This is a genomic window from Streptomyces sp. DF42 (assembly GCF_058267695.1).
The window spans coordinates 7,688,104-7,703,067 of record NZ_CM177859.1 but is presented as its reverse complement, the minus strand read 5'-3'; the positions used below and the strand labels follow the sequence as shown (position 1 = coordinate 7,703,067).

17 protein-coding genes and 1 pseudogene are annotated in these 14,964 nt (G+C 71.2%); 7 read left to right on the top strand and 11 right to left on the bottom strand.

Annotated elements, in window-relative coordinates:
• Window positions 1–145: 145 nt before the first annotated feature.
• The 5 genes from ACYUED_RS35295 (at window position 146) to ACYUED_RS35275 (ending at window position 4,219) form a co-directional block, all read left to right on the top strand.
• Window positions 146–1,939, top strand: a complete 1,794-nt coding sequence (locus tag ACYUED_RS35295) for an acyltransferase domain-containing protein (RefSeq protein WP_491288650.1) — start codon at window positions 146–148, stop codon at window positions 1,937–1,939.
• Between the two features lie 31 nt (window positions 1,940–1,970).
• The gene (locus ACYUED_RS35290; protein WP_491288649.1) at window positions 1,971–2,168 is read left to right on the top strand and encodes a DUF6059 family protein; all 198 of its coding nucleotides are present in this window, start codon (window positions 1,971–1,973) and stop codon (window positions 2,166–2,168) included.
• 71 nt (window positions 2,169–2,239) lie between these two features.
• On the top strand, window positions 2,240–2,839 hold the full coding sequence (locus tag ACYUED_RS35285; RefSeq protein WP_491288648.1) for a histidine phosphatase family protein: 600 nt from the start codon (window positions 2,240–2,242) through the stop codon (window positions 2,837–2,839).
• A 256-nt stretch (window positions 2,840–3,095) separates the two neighbouring features.
• A complete protein-coding gene (locus tag ACYUED_RS35280; protein WP_491288647.1) occupies window positions 3,096–3,725 on the top strand; it encodes a hypothetical protein in 630 nt (209 codons plus the stop codon).
• Window positions 3,726–3,796: 71 nt separating this feature from the next.
• Window positions 3,797–4,219, top strand: coding sequence for an acyl-CoA thioesterase (locus ACYUED_RS35275; RefSeq protein ID WP_491288646.1), 423 nt, complete (start codon window positions 3,797–3,799; stop codon window positions 4,217–4,219).
• Window positions 4,220–4,275: 56 nt separating this feature from the next.
• Here ACYUED_RS35275 and ACYUED_RS35270 read toward each other — a convergent pair whose 3' ends face one another.
• Window positions 4,276–5,130, bottom strand: a complete 855-nt coding sequence (locus tag ACYUED_RS35270) for an NAD(P)H-binding protein (RefSeq protein ID WP_491288645.1) — start codon at window positions 5,128–5,130, stop codon at window positions 4,276–4,278.
• A 95-nt stretch (window positions 5,131–5,225) separates the two neighbouring features.
• Here ACYUED_RS35270 and ACYUED_RS35265 point away from each other — a divergent pair, with 95 nt between their 5' ends.
• Together ACYUED_RS35265 and ACYUED_RS35260 are read left to right on the top strand one after the other, a co-directional pair.
• Window positions 5,226–6,023: an AraC family transcriptional regulator gene (locus ACYUED_RS35265; protein ID WP_491288644.1), complete on the top strand. Its 798-nt coding sequence runs from the start codon at window positions 5,226–5,228 to the stop codon at window positions 6,021–6,023.
• A gap of 44 nt (window positions 6,024–6,067) precedes the next feature.
• Window positions 6,068–6,682 carry a 3'-5' exonuclease gene (locus ACYUED_RS35260; protein ID WP_491288643.1) on the top strand — a complete coding sequence of 205 codons (615 nt, stop codon included), beginning with the start codon at window positions 6,068–6,070 and terminating at the stop codon, window positions 6,680–6,682.
• Here the strand turns inward: ACYUED_RS35260 and ACYUED_RS35255 are convergent.
• From ACYUED_RS35255 to ACYUED_RS35210, 10 genes and pseudogenes are all read right to left on the bottom strand, one after another.
• On the bottom strand, window positions 6,636–7,256 hold the full coding sequence (locus ACYUED_RS35255) for a TMEM175 family protein (protein ID WP_491288642.1): 621 nt from the start codon (window positions 7,254–7,256) through the stop codon (window positions 6,636–6,638). The two genes, ACYUED_RS35260 and ACYUED_RS35255, sit on opposite strands and share 47 nt — an antisense overlap.
• A gap of 113 nt (window positions 7,257–7,369) precedes the next feature.
• Window positions 7,370–7,594, bottom strand: a pseudogene (locus ACYUED_RS35250) (hypothetical protein); the annotation flags it as partial.
• A gap of 190 nt (window positions 7,595–7,784) precedes the next feature.
• The gene (locus tag ACYUED_RS35245; protein ID WP_491288641.1) at window positions 7,785–9,161 is read right to left on the bottom strand and encodes an 8-oxoguanine deaminase; all 1,377 of its coding nucleotides are present in this window, start codon (window positions 9,159–9,161) and stop codon (window positions 7,785–7,787) included.
• A 118-nt stretch (window positions 9,162–9,279) separates the two neighbouring features.
• A complete protein-coding gene (pucL, locus tag ACYUED_RS35240) occupies window positions 9,280–10,227 on the bottom strand; it encodes a factor-independent urate hydroxylase (protein ID WP_491288640.1) in 948 nt (315 codons plus the stop codon).
• 5 nt (window positions 10,228–10,232) lie between these two features.
• The gene (gene uraH, locus ACYUED_RS35235; protein ID WP_491288639.1) at window positions 10,233–10,631 is read right to left on the bottom strand and encodes a hydroxyisourate hydrolase; all 399 of its coding nucleotides are present in this window, start codon (window positions 10,629–10,631) and stop codon (window positions 10,233–10,235) included.
• 16 nt (window positions 10,632–10,647) lie between these two features.
• Window positions 10,648–11,157 carry a 2-oxo-4-hydroxy-4-carboxy-5-ureidoimidazoline decarboxylase gene (uraD, locus tag ACYUED_RS35230; RefSeq protein ID WP_491288638.1) on the bottom strand — a complete coding sequence of 170 codons (510 nt, stop codon included), beginning with the start codon at window positions 11,155–11,157 and terminating at the stop codon, window positions 10,648–10,650.
• 148 nt (window positions 11,158–11,305) lie between these two features.
• The gene (locus ACYUED_RS35225) at window positions 11,306–11,674 is read right to left on the bottom strand and encodes a helix-turn-helix domain-containing protein (protein WP_491288637.1); all 369 of its coding nucleotides are present in this window, start codon (window positions 11,672–11,674) and stop codon (window positions 11,306–11,308) included.
• The gene (locus tag ACYUED_RS35220) at window positions 11,671–11,931 is read right to left on the bottom strand and encodes a thiamine-binding protein (RefSeq protein ID WP_491288636.1); all 261 of its coding nucleotides are present in this window, start codon (window positions 11,929–11,931) and stop codon (window positions 11,671–11,673) included. Before ACYUED_RS35220 ends, ACYUED_RS35225 begins: the two co-directional genes overlap by 4 nt.
• Before the next feature lie 372 nt (window positions 11,932–12,303).
• Window positions 12,304–13,776 carry an APC family permease gene (locus tag ACYUED_RS35215; RefSeq protein WP_491288635.1) on the bottom strand — a complete coding sequence of 491 codons (1,473 nt, stop codon included), beginning with the start codon at window positions 13,774–13,776 and terminating at the stop codon, window positions 12,304–12,306.
• Window positions 13,777–13,832: 56 nt separating this feature from the next.
• On the bottom strand, window positions 13,833–14,567 hold the full coding sequence (locus ACYUED_RS35210) for a FadR/GntR family transcriptional regulator (RefSeq protein ID WP_491288634.1): 735 nt from the start codon (window positions 14,565–14,567) through the stop codon (window positions 13,833–13,835).
• Window positions 14,568–14,964 lie beyond the last annotated feature (397 nt).

Sequence of the window (14,964 nt, the reverse complement as noted above, 5' to 3'; positions counted from 1 at the left end):
TCCGGATCCCCCGCCGCGGGGGCGGCCCGCCCTCTCCTCCCGGCCCACCGGCCCCCTTCCCTGCCCCACTGGTCCCCCCACTCCCCCTGGTTCCTACGGGACCTGGCCCCACCGGCCGCGGCTCGCGGCCCACGAGGAGGTATCCATGCCGCTGACAGCTGACAGCGCGGTGATCCGGAGGCTGATGGTCTGTCCGGGGCCCGCCGGAGAGGACAGGGCGCCCGTGCCGGCGTCGGCCGCCGCGGTCTCCGCGGTGCTGCGCGCCTTCGGCCGCGCTCCGCGTGACCTGCCCGTACGGACGGTCGTGTACGTCGGTGCGCACGCCCCGGACCCGGGGCTCGCCCCTCAGCACGAAGGATTCGCGGTGCGGACGGCCTCGGCACCGGGCCGCGCCCTGCGCCTCGCGCACGAGGAACTCCAGAGCGGCGTCGCGGACTTCGCGCTCGTTGCCGGATTCGACGAGCCCGAGCCCGGGACCATCACCGTGTACGCGCTCAGGCGGGCCGCGGAGGCCGTGGCCGACGGCGACACCGTCATCGGCGTCCTCGATCTCGCCGCCCCGGCGGGCCCCGACGCGTCACCGCCGCTGAAGGCCCTGCGGCACGGTCACCGCGCCACCGACCCGGCACACCACCGGCTGCTGCTGTGGTCGGGACGGGACGAGCGGGACGAACAGCGGGTGCGCGGCGAGCTGCTGCCGCTGCTCTCGGGCCTGCACCACGAGGGGTTCCCGGCGCTGCCCACCATGGTGCCGTGCGGCTCCGCACCCGGACCGGTGCGCGGCGCCGTCGTCACGGTCGCCGCGCTGTCAGCCTCCGCGGTGCACAAGGCAAAGCCCGTCACCGTACGCACACCCAGGTCCGTCGCCCTGCTCTTCCCGGGACAGGGCTCGCAGCACCACGCCATGGCAGCCGGCCTGTACGGGCGGGAGCCGGTGTTCACCGCCGCCTTCGACGCGGCCCTGTCCCACATGGGCGACGAAGGCCCGCGGATCCGCGCGGACTGGCTCACCCGGGGCCGCCCCCTGATCCCCGTCGACGACGTACGCCGGGCCCAGCCGCTGCTCTTCGCGGTCGACTACGCCCTCGGCCGCATGGTGATCGGCTGGGGGGTGCGTCCCACCGCGGTGCTGGGCCACAGCGCGGGTGAACTCGTCGCCGCGACCATCGCCGGTGCCGTCGCCCTGCCCGATGCCGTTGCGATGGTCCTCGAACGTGTCCGCCAGGCCGTGAAGATCCCGGCGGGCGGCATGCTCGCGGTCGCCGCGGACGAACGGCGGCTGCGCCCCTACCTCCGCGACGACGTGTCGATCGCCGCGGTGAACGCCAACCAGCAGACGATGCTGGCGGGTTCCGCCGAGCCGCTCGCCGAGATCGCCGAGCGGCTGCGGGCCGACGGTCTGACCGTCGTCACCGTGCCGGCCACCAGCCCCTTCCACTCCCCCGCCATGGCCCCCGCGTCCGAGGCCGTGGAAGCCGCGTACCGCGACATTCCGCTGCGGCAGCCGACGCTGCCGCTCTACTCCGGATACACGGGGGAACTGCTGGGCCCCGACGAGGCGCTCAGCCCGCGCTTCTGGGCCCGCCAGATCACGGACACGGTGTATTTCAAGCAGGCTCTGGAGTCGCTGCTCGCCGCCGACGACATGCTGCTGATCGAGGCGGGCCCGCGGCAGACGCTCACCGCCTTCGCCCGCCGGCACCGAGCGGTCCGGCTGGGCGCCAGCGCCGCGATACCGCTGCTCCCGGGCCGCCCGGGCACGGCGGAGGCCGACCGTCAGTCGGTGCTCACCGCGGCGGCCAGGCTGTGGACCGAGGGACACGTCCCCGACCTGGTCGCGCTGTCCGGCCTGTGGACGTGGACCGGCTCCGCGGACGCCGGCCGGGAGGAGACACCCGCCGTCTCCACCCCGCGTCTGGCGGCCGCGGGGACCTCATGAAAGGCCGCCAGCGATGAGGAGGACGAGGACGGTGCGCGTGCTGAGGGCGATCTACGGTGCGCTGGTCGCGGCGGGACGCATGTATGTGTGCATACCGGCGGCCGACCTGATTGCCCCGCCCGCGGACGTGCCACCCTGGCACCCGGAACGCCTGCGCCCCGACGTGCCGCTGACGGAGTGCGAACGCGCGCTGGAGCAACAGCTCGCGCCGGGGCGGCAGGTGGCCTGAGCGGGCGATGCGTCGTGGCCGGGGCGCGTGAGTGCGCCGGATCGGAGCCGTGTCCTCGTAGCCTCTGACGCATGAGTGACCTGTTTCTCGTGCGGCACGGTGAGACCGAGTGGTCGCGGTCCGGTCGGCACACGGGCTGGAGCGACATCCCGCTGACCGACCGCGGCCGCCAGGAGGCGCGGCAGCTGGTGCCGATGATCCGCTCGCACCGGATCGGGGCCGCGTTCGTCAGTCCGTTGCAGCGGGCCCGCGAGACGGCGGAACTGATCGGGCTGCGCGAGGTGCGGCTCGACCCGGATCTGCGGGAGTGGGACTACGGCGGCTACGAGGGCATCACGACCCCGGAGATCCAGCGCACCCGCCCTGACTGGTTCCTGTTCCGGGACGGGGTCGAGCCCGGGCCGCCGGACCACCCCGGGGAGACGCCCGAGCAGGTCGGGGAACGTGCGGACCGCATGCTCGCCAAGGTCGACGCGGCGTTCGCCGACACCGAGGGCAGCGTGGTGCTCGTGGCGCACGGTCATTTCCTGCGGGTGCTGACGGCCCGGTGGCTGGGGCTGCCGCCGTCGGGCGGGGCGCTGTTCCAGCTGGCGACGGGGACGGTGTGCCGGCTGGGCACCGAGCACGGCAGGCCGGTCATCGCGGGCTGGAACCTGCGGCCCGGCGCCTGAGGCCGGGGCACGGCTCGCCGGCACCGGCGGCGTTGGGCTTCTTGACCAAGCTCCTATCAGGTCCTGTTCCGCCCGGCCGGAGCCATGAGAACAGGTCCCGGCAGCCGGACAGCTCAGCACGAAGACAGCCCAGCAGGGCGTCAGTCAGACCCCGAGCCACGGCCACCGTCACCTGAGTATCAGCATCGATGTCAGACCCGCGTCGTAGCCTTTCCAGCAGGTGGGACCACGGGCACGAGGGCGGAAGGAGCATGCCGTGACACGACCGCCGACCGCCGCCCAACGGCGTGTGATCGATGCCGCCGATCCTGTCAGCGGGCGGCTGAGGGGTACGCGGACGCAGCTGGCGGCGCTGGTGAAGTGGGGGTTCGCCTTCCGGCATCCGCGGCCGCCGCACGACCACTTCCTGACGCCGGCCGGGCACCGGATACGGGAGGCAGCCGAGCCGGGGCCGCCGCCCGAGCCCGAACCGCCGGCCGGCGGCGGTGTGTTCGCCGCGCGCGTCGGTGGTGAACAGGCGCCGCCGGACACCGGTCCCGCCCGCGTGCGCGAGGTGCGCAGCGCCTGGCAGGGGCTGTTGGAGCTGCGCCGTATGACCAATCCTGACGGCGCCACGGACCGGCCGTGCGGCTGGGAGCGCACTCATCTGGTGCAGGCCGCGGCGCTTGCCCTGGAGGCGGCCGGCCACCGTCCGGCCGGCCCGGATCCGGCGGGCTACCGGGTGCGCGGGACACCGCAGCCCGAGGCGGTCGCCGTGCACGAGCCCGACCCCGATGCGCTGCGGGCCTGCGCGGCCACGCTGCGGGACGCGGGATGGCAGGTCGGCGAGCACACCGAGCCGAGGACGAGAGCGCGCTTTCTGCTGGCATCTCCACGGCGGGCATGACAACCATGCCAAGATCGACGGACCAGGCATCGAATGCGAGTCCGAACGATCGAGTACGAGAAGGGGACGCAGTGAGCGAACCGTTTTCCGTTCCGGTGACCGTCCGCGGGTACGAGACGGACGTCCAGGGCCACCTCAACCAGAGCGTGTACCTCAACTACGCGGAGCACGCCCGCTGGTCGTTCCTGCGGGCCGCCGGGATCAGCCAGGCGGGGCTCATCGGCAGGGGCATCGGCCCGGTGGCCCTGGAGACCACCATCCGCTACCGGCGCGAGCTGATCGCGGGCGACGAGGTCGAGGTGACGTGCGGTTTCATCTGGGGCCAGGGCAAGACGTTCCGCATGGAGCAGACGATCCGCAAGACGGACGGCACGGTGGCGGCCGAGATCACGGCAGTCGGCGGCCTGCTGGACCTCAAGGAGCGGCGGCTGGTCCCCGAACCGCACAAGTACTTCGCGGAGTTGGCGACGGAGCCGAGCCTGTTCGGTTTCTGACCGCTCGCCCGTTCACGGCGCTGCGGGCTCGGCCGCCCCGCCGTCATGCCCCGCCGTCATGCCCCGGCGAACACACCCTTGTGGTCCTCGGCCCATGCCCGATAGGTCCGCGGCGGCCGCCCCAGCACCGTCCGGGCGTCCTCGGTGACGACGTCGTTGCCGCCCTCGTGGATGAACCGGGCCGTGACCATGAGGCCGTCCGCGTAGGCCTCGCTCAGGCCGGCGGCGAGCAGCTGGACGCGGCGCTCCTGAGGTGACAGGTCGCGCAGCGGTACCGGTCGGCCGAGGATCTCGCCGAGGACGGCGGCCTGTTCGCGGGCGCTGAGGGTCTCGGGCCCGGTCAGGGTGTACGTGTGTCCCGCGTGCCGTCGGTCGAGCAGCGCGGCCACGGCCACCTCGGACACGTCCCGCGGGTCGACGACGCCTTGTCGTCCGTCACCCATCATGTTGGGCGCGGGGGTGTGCTCCCGGACGGCCTGCGCCCAGGTCAGCGTGTTGGAGGCGAAGGCGGAGGGACGCAGGACCGTCCAGTCGAGGCCGCTCGCGCGGACCGCCTCCTCGCCGTGCAGGTGCCAGGTTCCGAAGACGCCGAGCCGGGGGTCGCCGGTGCCGATCGCGGACAGCTTCACGATGCGCCGTACGCCCGCCGCCCGCGCCGCCTCGACCAGGCCGCGGTCGTACTCGCCGTCGTCCGGCCCGAACACGCCCACGAGGAAAGCGGCGTCCGCTCCGGCCATCGCCGCCTCGACCGACGCCCGGTCGCGGTGGTGGCCACGCACGCTCTCCACGCCCGACGGCACCTGGGCGCCCGCCGGGTCCCGGCTCAGGGCGCGGACCTTCTCGCCGTTCGCCGCGAGCTGTCGTACGACGTCACTGCCGATGGTGCCCGTGGCACCCATCACGAGGATCATGTGCACCACGGTGGGCGTCTCGGGCGCGGATCTCTTGGAAATTCCGGCACGGTCGGCATGCCCGCGGACCCCGGTGGAGTGCTTACCGTGGAGGGGTGACGAACCCCGTGTCCCGCGAGATCCTGCCGACGCCCGAGGTACTGCGCCCGTGGATCGCGGGTGTCGCGTCCGTGTCCGTCGGCGATGTGCCGACGGAGCCGTTCGTGCATCTTCCGGAGGCCGCCGCCAAGGTGGTCGTCCGCACGGGGGAGGACGGCAGCCGCAGCACCCTGGTCGTCGGCCCGCGGGCCCGTGCCTCCTATCACCGCGGCAAACGCCGGGCGTCCTGCGTGGAGTTGCGGCTCGCGCCGGGCACCGTCCGGCCGCTGCTCGGCATCCCGGCCGTCGACCTCCTCGGCCGGGCGGTGCGCCTGGCCGACCTGCCCGGCCCGGGCGCCCGTCGACTCGCCGCCGAGCTGCGGCGGCTGGAGCCCGAGGAGGCCCTGGCCCATCTCGCGGACGTGCTGCCCGAGCGCCTCGCCGCCGCCACCGACCGTTCGCGCACCGAGTTGCTGCGTGCCGGTGTCGACGCGATGTCGGTGCGGAGGGGACACATGCCCGGTGCGGTGGGCGCGGTGGCCCGCGAACTGGCCGTCAGCGAGCGGCAGTTGCGCAACCTGTTCGCCGAGGGGGTCGGCCTGTCCCCCAAGCACTACGCCCGGATCGACCGGGTGCGCTCGGTACTCGACCACGCCGCCACGCAGCCCTGGGCCGAACTCGCCGCCACCACCGGCTACTACGACCAGTCCCACATGACGACCGACTTCCGCACCCTGATGGGCGTGCCGCCCCGGTCGTACTTCACCGGCCGCCTCCCGCAGGCCACGCCCTGCCAGGCGATCCGCCGGAGCTGAAACCGGATGCGGTCGACCCGGCCGACCTGCGATGCTCCGTCCTCATGGCCGCACGACGCATCAGACCCAGCCGCTACGTCTCCGTCGACATCGAGGCGGACGGGCCCATCCCGGGGCCGTACTCGATGCTGAGCCTCGGCGCCGCGGTCGCCGGCACCCAGACCGTCGACGGATTCACCGCGGCCGACCCCGAGCGGCACACCTTCTACCGTGAACTCCGCCCGATCAGTGAGGAGTTCGTTGCCGAAGCGCTCGCGGTCAGCGGGCTCGACCGGGAGCGGCTGCGGGCCGAGGGCGCGGAACCGGCCGTGGCGCTGGGCGAGTTCACCGACTGGATCGGCGAGGTGTGCGCCGGGGCGCAGCCGGTGATGTGCGGCTACCCGGCCTCGTACGACTGGACGTTCCTGTACTGGTACCTGATCCGTTTCACCGGGGCGAGTCCGTTCGGGCACTCGGGCTGCCTGGACATGAAGACGCTCTACGCGACGAAGGCGGGGCTGCCGCTCAGGGCGGTCGCCAAGGGCACGATGCCGCGCCATCTGCTGTCGCGGCGGCGGCACACGCACCACGCCCTGGACGACGCGGTCGAGCAGGCCGAGCTGCTCGCCAACCTCATGAACTGGCCGGGTCCTCACGGGTCGGCACCGGTACCTGGTTGAAGCCGTAGTACAGGGCGAGGAGGCCGTGGGCGGCCAGGGTGAGCGGTGCGGAGACGAAGGCGAGGCCGACCGTGAGGGGGTAGGCCAGGGAGCCCAGGGCGAAACGGGCGCGGGTGGCCCTCGCCGCCAGGACGTCGACGCGGGCGTCGAAGAGATGGCCGGTGCGGGTCAGATGCCACCACAGGGCCTGGAAGGTGAGCGCCATCAGGACCATGACCAGGCTGTAGACGGCCGCCGCCACATGCGAGGCCGCGTCCTCGCGCAGATACTCCGCGAGCATCGCGGTCGGCCAGGGCACCGCGGCCACCACCATCAGGACCAGCAGGTTCAGGAACATCAGCGTGCGGTCGACACGGGCGACGTAGCTGAAGAGCTGGTGGTGGTTGATCCACATGATGCCGATGACCAGAAAGCTCACCACATAGGCGGCGTACGAGGGCCACTGCGCGCCGAGCGCGTGCCACAGGCCGCCGTGCTCGCCCACCTCCGGAACCTTGATCTCCAGGATGAGCAGCGTGATGGCGATGGCGAACACGCCGTCGCTGAAGGCCTCGACCCGCCCCGACTCGTTCATGACACTCTCCCCCGTGTTCCCCGTCGGCTCACAGTATCCGCCGGCCCCCGCCCCCTCACGGGCGATGACACCCGGCCCACGGTGACGTGAGCCGGGTCGAGGTGGACGGGGACGGTGAGGAAGGTGAGGTCGGTGGCGGACAGGCCGATGGCGGCCCCGACGATCAGCGGCGGGGCGACGACTCCCGCGTACATGGCGGCCACGTGCTGCAGCCCGGTGGTCGCCATATTGAGGGCGGGGAGTTTCTCGTCGACGGGATGGGTCTCGTCGAGCGGGTGGGTAACGGACACGGCGGCTCCTCCGGGCGGGTGACACGTCGGCTCTGACGCGGGTTTCATGGAGGTGGTGCGTGTGGTCGTGCGGGACCCGGACGGGCCGTTCCCGGGGAGGAGAACGGTGACCGTTCCGGGGTGCGCACATCCGTGCGCGCCCCGGAGACGGCCGCCATGGACCCTGCTCGGGTCCACGGCTACCGACCGGGAGCCGTCCCTCCCGGCCGGAGACCAAGTGCCGCTGCGGCGAAGGGCGTTACCGCGCGGCGAGCTGCGCCAGACGTCGCGCCTCGTGCCGTGTGGAGCGGGCGACGGCGTCCTCGTCGACGTGCAGCAGACGGCTCGTCTCGACGATCTGGCGTCCGTTCACGAAGGACGCGGTGACCGGGGCGGCCGCGCCGAAGACCAGCGCGGTGACCGGGTCGGCGATGGAGGCGTGGGCGAGGGTGTCCAGCTTCCACAGCACCAGGTCGGCCAGCTTGCCCGGCTCCAGGGAGCCGATCTCGGCGGAGCGGCCCAGGACCTGGGCACCGCCGTAGGTGCCGAGGCGCAGCGCCTGGCGGGCGTTGAGGGCCGCTTCCCGGTGCGCGCCGAGGCGGTTGATGAGCAGGGCGTTGCGCAGTTCGGTGTGCAGTTCGCCGGACTCGTTGGAGGCGGTGCCGTCGACACCGAGGCCGACCGGGACGCCGGCGGCCAGCATGTCGGGGACCCGTGCGATCCCCGCCGCCAGCCGGGCGTTGGAGGACGGGCAGTGGGCGACCCCCGTCCTCGTACGGGCGAAGGCGGCGATGTCGGAGTCGTTCATGTGGACGCAGTGCGCCATCCACACGTCCTCGCCGAGCCAGCCGGTGGACTCGAAGTAGTCGGTCGGGCCCATGCCGAACAGTTCCTTGCAGAACTGCTCCTCCTCGACGGTCTCCGAGCCGTGGGTGTGCAGGCGCACACCGAGGCGGCGGGCCAACTCGGCGCCTTCACGCATGAGTTCGGTGGAGACGGAGAACGGCGAGCAGGGGGCCACGGCCACCCGGGTCATCGCGTCGAAGGAGGGGTCGTGGTGCTCGTCGACGGTGGCCTCGGTAGCGGCGAGGGCGCCTTCGAGGGTCTCGACGGCGAAGTCCGGGGGCAGGCCGCCGTCCTTCTCGCTGCGGTCCATGGACCCGCGGGCGAGGGTGAAGCGGACGCCCATCTCGCGGGCGGCGCGGATGATCGCGCCGGACAGGTCGCCGGAGTCCTTCGGGAAGACGTAGTGGTGGTCCATCGCGGTCGTGACCCCACCGCGGGCCATCATGCCCAGCGAGCCCTGTGCCGCCGCGTAGACCATCGGCTCGTCGATGCGCGCCCAGGTCGGGTACAGCGCGACGAGCCAGTCGAAGAGGTTGTGGTCGGTGGCCAGGCCCCGGGTGATCCACTGGTAGAAGTGGTGGTGGGTGTTGACCAGGCCGGGGGTCACCAGATGGCCGGAGGCGTCGATGCGGCGTACGACGTTGTCCAGGCCCTCGGGGGCCGTGCCCGCGCCGAGCGACTCGATGCGGTTGCCGGCGATGACGACGTACCCGCTCGCGTACTCGGTGTCGTCGGCGTCGACCGTCGCGATCGAACAGTTCTCGATGACGATGCGCTGGGCTGCTGCCATGATGTCGTCCTTTTCGCTCAATGGACTTTGTGGGGAGGGCACGGCAGGACCCCGGGAGTTTTGAGTGCCTCGGCCGGGGAGGCGGGCTCCCCGGCCGAGGGTGCCGCGGAAGGGATGGTCAGAGGTTGGTGAGGTCCACCGGGATCTTCGGCTCGCAACCGTCCCGCAGGACGGTCCCCTCGATCAGGCCGTAGGGGCGGTCGGCGGCGAAGTACACCTCGTTCTCGTTCTTCAGCCCGAAGGGCTGCAGGTCGACGAGGAAGTGGTGCTTGTTCGGCAGCGAGAAGCGGACCTCGTCGATCTCGCTGCGGTTGTCGATGATCCGCGAACCCATCTGGTACAGCGTCTGCTGCAGCGAGAGGGAGTACGTCTCGGCGAAGGCCTGGAGCATGTGCTTCCTGGTCTGCTCGTAGGACTTCTCCCAGTGGGGCATCTTCTGCTCGTCGTCGGTCCAGTTGAACCGCCAGCGGGCCGAGACCGACGTGGCCAGGATGCGGTCGTACGCCTCCTGCAGCGTCGTGTACTTGTCCTTGACGTAGCCCCAGAACTCGGAGTTGGTCGAGTTCATCACCGTCAGGTCCTTGAGTCCGGAGACGACCTCCCACGACGTGCCGTCGTAGGTGATCTGCGTCAGCCGGGTCTCCTGGCCCTTCTTGACGAACGAGTGCTTGACCTCGTCCGCGCCGATGAACCGGGAGTTGGCGTCGGAGGCCTCGATCCGCTCCCAGGTGTACTCCTCGATGCGGATCCGGGCCGTCCTGATCGGCTCCTGCGAGGTGACGAAGTGGCGGGCGAGGTGGATGCCGAACTGCTCGGCCGACTCGATGCCGTGCTCCTTGGCGAACGCGAACACCGTGTTCTTGGTGGTGTCGGTCGGCAGCACGTGGGCGTTGGAGCCGGAGTAGTGGACGTCGTCCATGTCGCCGGAGAGCGCGACCGAGACGTTGAGGTCCTTGATGTGGTGGGTGGCGCCGTCCCGCGTGATCTTCACGACTCGGTTCTCGGCCTTGCCGTACTGGTTCTGTCCCAGGATCACAGGGCGGGCCGGGCGGGGGTTGTCTGCCATGTCTGCTAGCTCCCTCGGTAAACGGAGTAGCCGAACGGGTTGAGCAGCAGCGGTACGTGGTAGTGCTCGCCGGGCTTGACGGCGAAGGTGATCGCTACCTCTGGGAAAAACGCACCGCTGTCCCGGTTCGCGGGGGCGTCCTGCTGCGCATCGGCTTGCTTGTTCTCGAACTTCAGGAAATACGCCTCGACCGCGAAGTCGAGCCGTACGTGTGTGGTCCCCTCCGGCAGGCCCGGAAGGTCCTTGCACCGGCCGTCGGCATCCGTGGCGGAGCCGCCCAGCGCCTGCCAGTCCGCCTCGCGCCCCGCACGGGCCGCGAGCCGGACGGCGACGCCCCCGGCGGGGCGGCCGATGCTGGTGTCCAGGATGTGCGTGGACACCGAGGCGGTGGTGCTGGTGCTCATGGTGCGTCAGTCCTCTTCAGTCGTCTTCGACGAGCAGGGCGAGCCGGATACGGTTGATCTTGCCCAGCTCGGTGCGGACGATCTCCCGCTCCTGCTCCGGCGAGTTCCCGATCCGCTCCTTGACCGCGTCCCGCATCTGCTCGCCGGTCCGGCCGGTGGCGCAGATGAGGAAGACATGGCCGAACCTGTCCTGGTACGCCAGGTTCAGTTCGAGCATCTCCGACCTGAGTTCCTCGGACGCGCCGGCCATGCCGCGCTGCTCCCGCGCCGAGGTGGGATCCCCCGGCTTGGGGCGGCCGATCGGCGGATGCCCGGCCATCGCCTCCGCCAGGTCCGCACCGGTCAGCTCGGCCATGGCGGCGTCACTGGCGGTGAAGAGGTCCTCGGCGGTGGCGTACGGACGGGCGGCGAGCAGCCGCCGCGCCCAGGTGGTGGAGGCACACGCCTCGTGGAGGGCGGCGATGGCCGCATGATCCTCCAGTGCGTTGAACCGGGCCAGGCCCGGGGGCGTGGAAGTCGAAGTCACGGAAGCCTCCGTGGCCGCGAAGGGCGGCCTTCGTGCTGAACGGGCTGCGGACAGCTAACGCCTTCCGGCAACGCGCCGTCAACACTTTGTTGAAAATTCGGGGTGCCAAGCCCTGAGCGGAGGACCTGGAGGCGGGCCCCGGAGGCGCTCAGCCTTCCTTGTCGCGGTTCAGGTAGTTGTAGACCGTGAAACGGCTGACGCCGAGCGCGCCCGCGACGGTCTCCACGCCATGCCGTACGGAGAAGGCGCCGCGCGCCTCGAGTATCCGTACGACCTCCTGCTTGGCCTTGCGGTCCAGCTCGGCCAGGGGCTTGCCCTGCTTGCGCTCCATCGCGGCCAGGATGTGATCCAGGGAGTCCGCGAGCTGGGGCAGGCGTACGGCGACCGCGTCGGCGCCCTCCCAGGTGAGCACGACGTCGTCGGGGCCGGCCTCGTCGGGCGGGAGCATCTCGCCGCCCATGGCGTCGACCAGTGGCTTCACGGCCGTGATGAACGGCTCGTCCCCGGTGCCGGTCACTCGTCGCCCTCCCCGTCAGCGTCGACGACGTTCACCTGCAGCGAGACCCGGGTGGCACCGGCCTCCAGCGTCTTGCGGAGCAGGGCGTCCACGGCGGTGAGAACGGCGTCGGCGCCACCCTCCGCCGTGTTGCCGAACGGGCCGACGTCCACCGCGTCGAGCTCGGCCGCCTCGATGACCTGGCGGGCGACCACCGCATGCGCGGGCGCCTCGTCCAGGTCGAAGGGCTCGGTCGTGAACTCCACTCGCAATCGCACTGTGCCCCCAGGGTATCGGCTCTGACCTGCGCGTTCTCTCAGTCCTACGGCTGAGAGGGCACATCCGGGTCACATGCGCCCGTCAGAGCACCGAACGGTCGGTCCACCGCCGCCCTGGTCCGTTCCTCCGGCTCAGGAGAGAGATGGCTGTAGATGTTCGGGGCTTCGCAGCGTTGGTGTGCCCCAGTCGCTTCGTCATGACCTTAACCGACTCTCCTGCGGCGATCAGTAGAGATGCGCAGGCATACCGCAGGGCGGTTCGACACCCGCACGAGCTGTCCGCGCCGCGAAGGCGCACACCTCGGCGAGCCACCGGCCGCGAGTGACGGACGTCCCTGGTCGGCGGACCTCACCGTGCCCGGTATCCGTCATTCATTCGGCGTCGGCGACGACTGACCCGACCCGCTCGGCCAGCGTCGGATCACGGCGCACCAGCACCGTCGCGTAGCCGACGGAACCGAGCAGGGCCGCCAGGGCGACGTACGGGAACCAGTTGTACGGGGCGGGTTGTCCGGGCTTCGCGAGGTAGTAGAGCGGGACCAGGATCGCCAGGGCGCCGATCGCGGGCAGCAGCAGGTGCCGTACGGTCCGGAACTCCTGTGGGCGGTATCGGCGGTAGTACAGGGGCAGGGCGATGTTGGAGGCGAGGTAGACCAGCAGGATCAGGATGGCGCCGAGACTGGAGGACTCGGTGAAGAAGACCACGGGGTTCATCGGGCCGCCGTCGGCGCCGAGGAGGTGCCCGAGGCCCCAGCCTCCGATGATCAGCAGCGCGGTGACGGTGAAGGTGACGATCGCGTTGTTGGGCGTGCGTCGGGTGGGGTGGACGTAGCCGAAGAAGGACGGGAGGAGGCCCTCGCGTCCGGCGTTGAAGATCAGCCGGGCCTGGGAGTTGATGCCCGCGATCAGTACACCGAGGGTGGAGGTGAGGCCGCCCACGTAGGCGAGGAACGCCAGCGCTCCGAGGGTGTCGTGGGCGACGTCGATGAAGGGGATGGGGGAGTCGCCGAGCCGCTGCAGGTCGTAGTCGAAGCCGGTCACGGTGGCGTAGGAGAAGAGGATGTAGCTCACGGTCATGATCGCCACGGAGGAGAACACGGCGCGGCCGACGTTGCGTCGCGGATTCTCCGTCTCCTCGGCCAGTGCCGCCGAGTTCTCCCAGCCGACGAACAGGTACACCGCGAGCGGGAAGCCGGCCGCGAGGCCGCTGAGTCCGTGGGTGATGTGGCCGGGCAGGAACGGGGCCGCGGAGAGGCTGCCGCGGTGTTCGACGATCGCAGCGACGGAGACCACGACGAGGACCAGCATCTCCACGCCGAAGAAGTAGCCGGCCCACTTGGTGGAGACCACGACCCCGCGCAGCATCAGCACCACGGCCAGGCCGGTGAGCAGCAGCGTCCAGATGATCCACGGCAGGTCGACGCCGGTGTAGTGGTGCAGGGTGATCTGCACGAAGCCGCCCGAGATCGCGATGACGGAGGCCATCGCGATGATGTAGCCCAGGCCCGCCAGCAGTGCGGTGGTCACGGCGCTGACCGGCCCGAAGGTCTTGCCGACGAAGGTGATGAAGCTGCCCGCCGACGGGTGTGCCCGGGAGAACTCGGCGAGGGTGTTGCCCAGCAGGGCGACGGCGACGCCCGCGGCGGCGATGGTCAGCGGGGACGCGATGCCCGCGGTGGTGGCGAGGAAGGCGAAGCCGAAGAAGAAGCTCATCGCAGGGCCGACGTTGGCCATGGTGGCGGCGGCGATGTCCGCCATGCCGAGCACACCGCCCCGCAGACGCTGGGGTGCGCCGGTGGCGAGGCCCGGCGTCGGCGGCGGGCCGACGGCTCCGGGATCGGACATGGCAGCTCCTTCGGGGACAGTGACGGTGCGAGAGTCGCGACGAGAGATGCCGGGCGTCAGATCGGGCGGGCTTGGTGATGTTCCTTCACAGCCTGTACGGCCGGGCCCATCGCGCCGCGGCCGAGTTCGGTGAGCAGGTCGGCGTGGCAGCGGTTCCGGGCGCGCAGGGCCGCGGGTGCCGGAGTGGGCAGCAGCAGACACAGCCGACCGATCAGGTCGGCGGCGAGTTCGCGGATGCCGGGACCACCGAGCGCCTCGGCGAGGTCGAGGTGGAAGCGGGTCTCCAGCTCGGCCAGCCGGGCCGGGTCCTCGGCCCGGTCCATCTCGTCGACGAGCTCCTGCAGCCCTTCGTACCGACCGGCAGCTGCCTCGTCCGCGCTCTGCGCCACGAGACCGCACTCCAACAGCAGGTGGAAGGCGTCCAGCGAAGCGGCTTCGTCGGCGTCGTGCATCGTCAGGGCGACCGTGTCCCAGTCCAGTGCGACGAAGGTTCCGCCCGTCCTGCCTCGTCGGCGGTCGAGCAAGCCGTCCTGGCACATGCCCTCCAGCGCGCGGCGCACGGTGATCTCACCAAGTCCCAGCTCTTCGGCGAGGACGCCGGCGTCCGCCAGCCGGTCTCCCGGCGACACGGACTTCAGACGCACATGCAGCGCGATCCGTGAGCGGACGAGTTCCGATCCCGTCTGGCCTCTGCCGGGCAGGACACGGGCGTCCTGTACTCCGGCGACCGACACCGGCCGCGTCGTGCCCGGCTGACTGTAGGGTCCGAACTTGCCTGCTGCGTTTACCACGACGCCACCCTAACGGCCTGCCGAGTGGGGTCACTCGCGCCCGCGGCAGAGTCGATGGGGGTTCTGGCAACGACGTCGGGGTGTTGCGCACGAGGGGCTCCCACAGGCACCGGGACACAGGGGACGAAGTGCGGTAGCCGCAGCACAGGAGGCGGTTCCGCGATGCCCGAAAAAATAGAGCATGATGAACGGTTAAACAAGCCCGGAGCCCTGGACGGTCCCGGGCGGCCGCCCGCCCTGCAGGATGCGTGGGCACACAACGAGAAGGCGCGGGGCCCCGCGGACATCACGGAAAAGATGACCGGCGGACACCTCTTGTTTTTTCTGATCGTGGGGATCTATTTTTCTGTTCGTCACCCGTGGCTGCTCCTGCAGTCACAGGTCACGAGGCCACGGC

Bases quoted from the DNA above. Each gene is read 5' to 3' on its own strand.
- ACYUED_RS35295 (WP_491288650.1), top strand. From the start codon at position 146: ATGCCGCTGACAGCTGACAGCGCGGTGATCCGGAGGCTGATGGTCTGT.
- ACYUED_RS35285 (WP_491288648.1), top strand. From the start codon at position 2,240: ATGAGTGACCTGTTTCTCGTGCGGCACGGTGAGACCGAGTGGTCGCGG.
- ACYUED_RS35270 (WP_491288645.1), bottom strand. From the start codon at position 5,130: ATGATCCTCGTGATGGGTGCCACGGGCACCATCGGCAGTGACGTCGTA.
- ACYUED_RS35260 (WP_491288643.1), top strand. From the start codon at position 6,068: ATGGCCGCACGACGCATCAGACCCAGCCGCTACGTCTCCGTCGACATC.
- ACYUED_RS35255 (WP_491288642.1), bottom strand. From the start codon at position 7,256: ATGAACGAGTCGGGGCGGGTCGAGGCCTTCAGCGACGGCGTGTTCGCC.
- ACYUED_RS35245 (WP_491288641.1), bottom strand. From the start codon at position 9,161: ATGGCAGCAGCCCAGCGCATCGTCATCGAGAACTGTTCGATCGCGACG.
- pucL (WP_491288640.1), bottom strand. From the start codon at position 10,227: ATGGCAGACAACCCCCGCCCGGCCCGCCCTGTGATCCTGGGACAGAAC.
- uraH (WP_491288639.1), bottom strand. From the start codon at position 10,631: ATGAGCACCAGCACCACCGCCTCGGTGTCCACGCACATCCTGGACACC.
- ACYUED_RS35215 (WP_491288635.1), bottom strand. From the start codon at position 13,776: ATGTCCGATCCCGGAGCCGTCGGCCCGCCGCCGACGCCGGGCCTCGCC.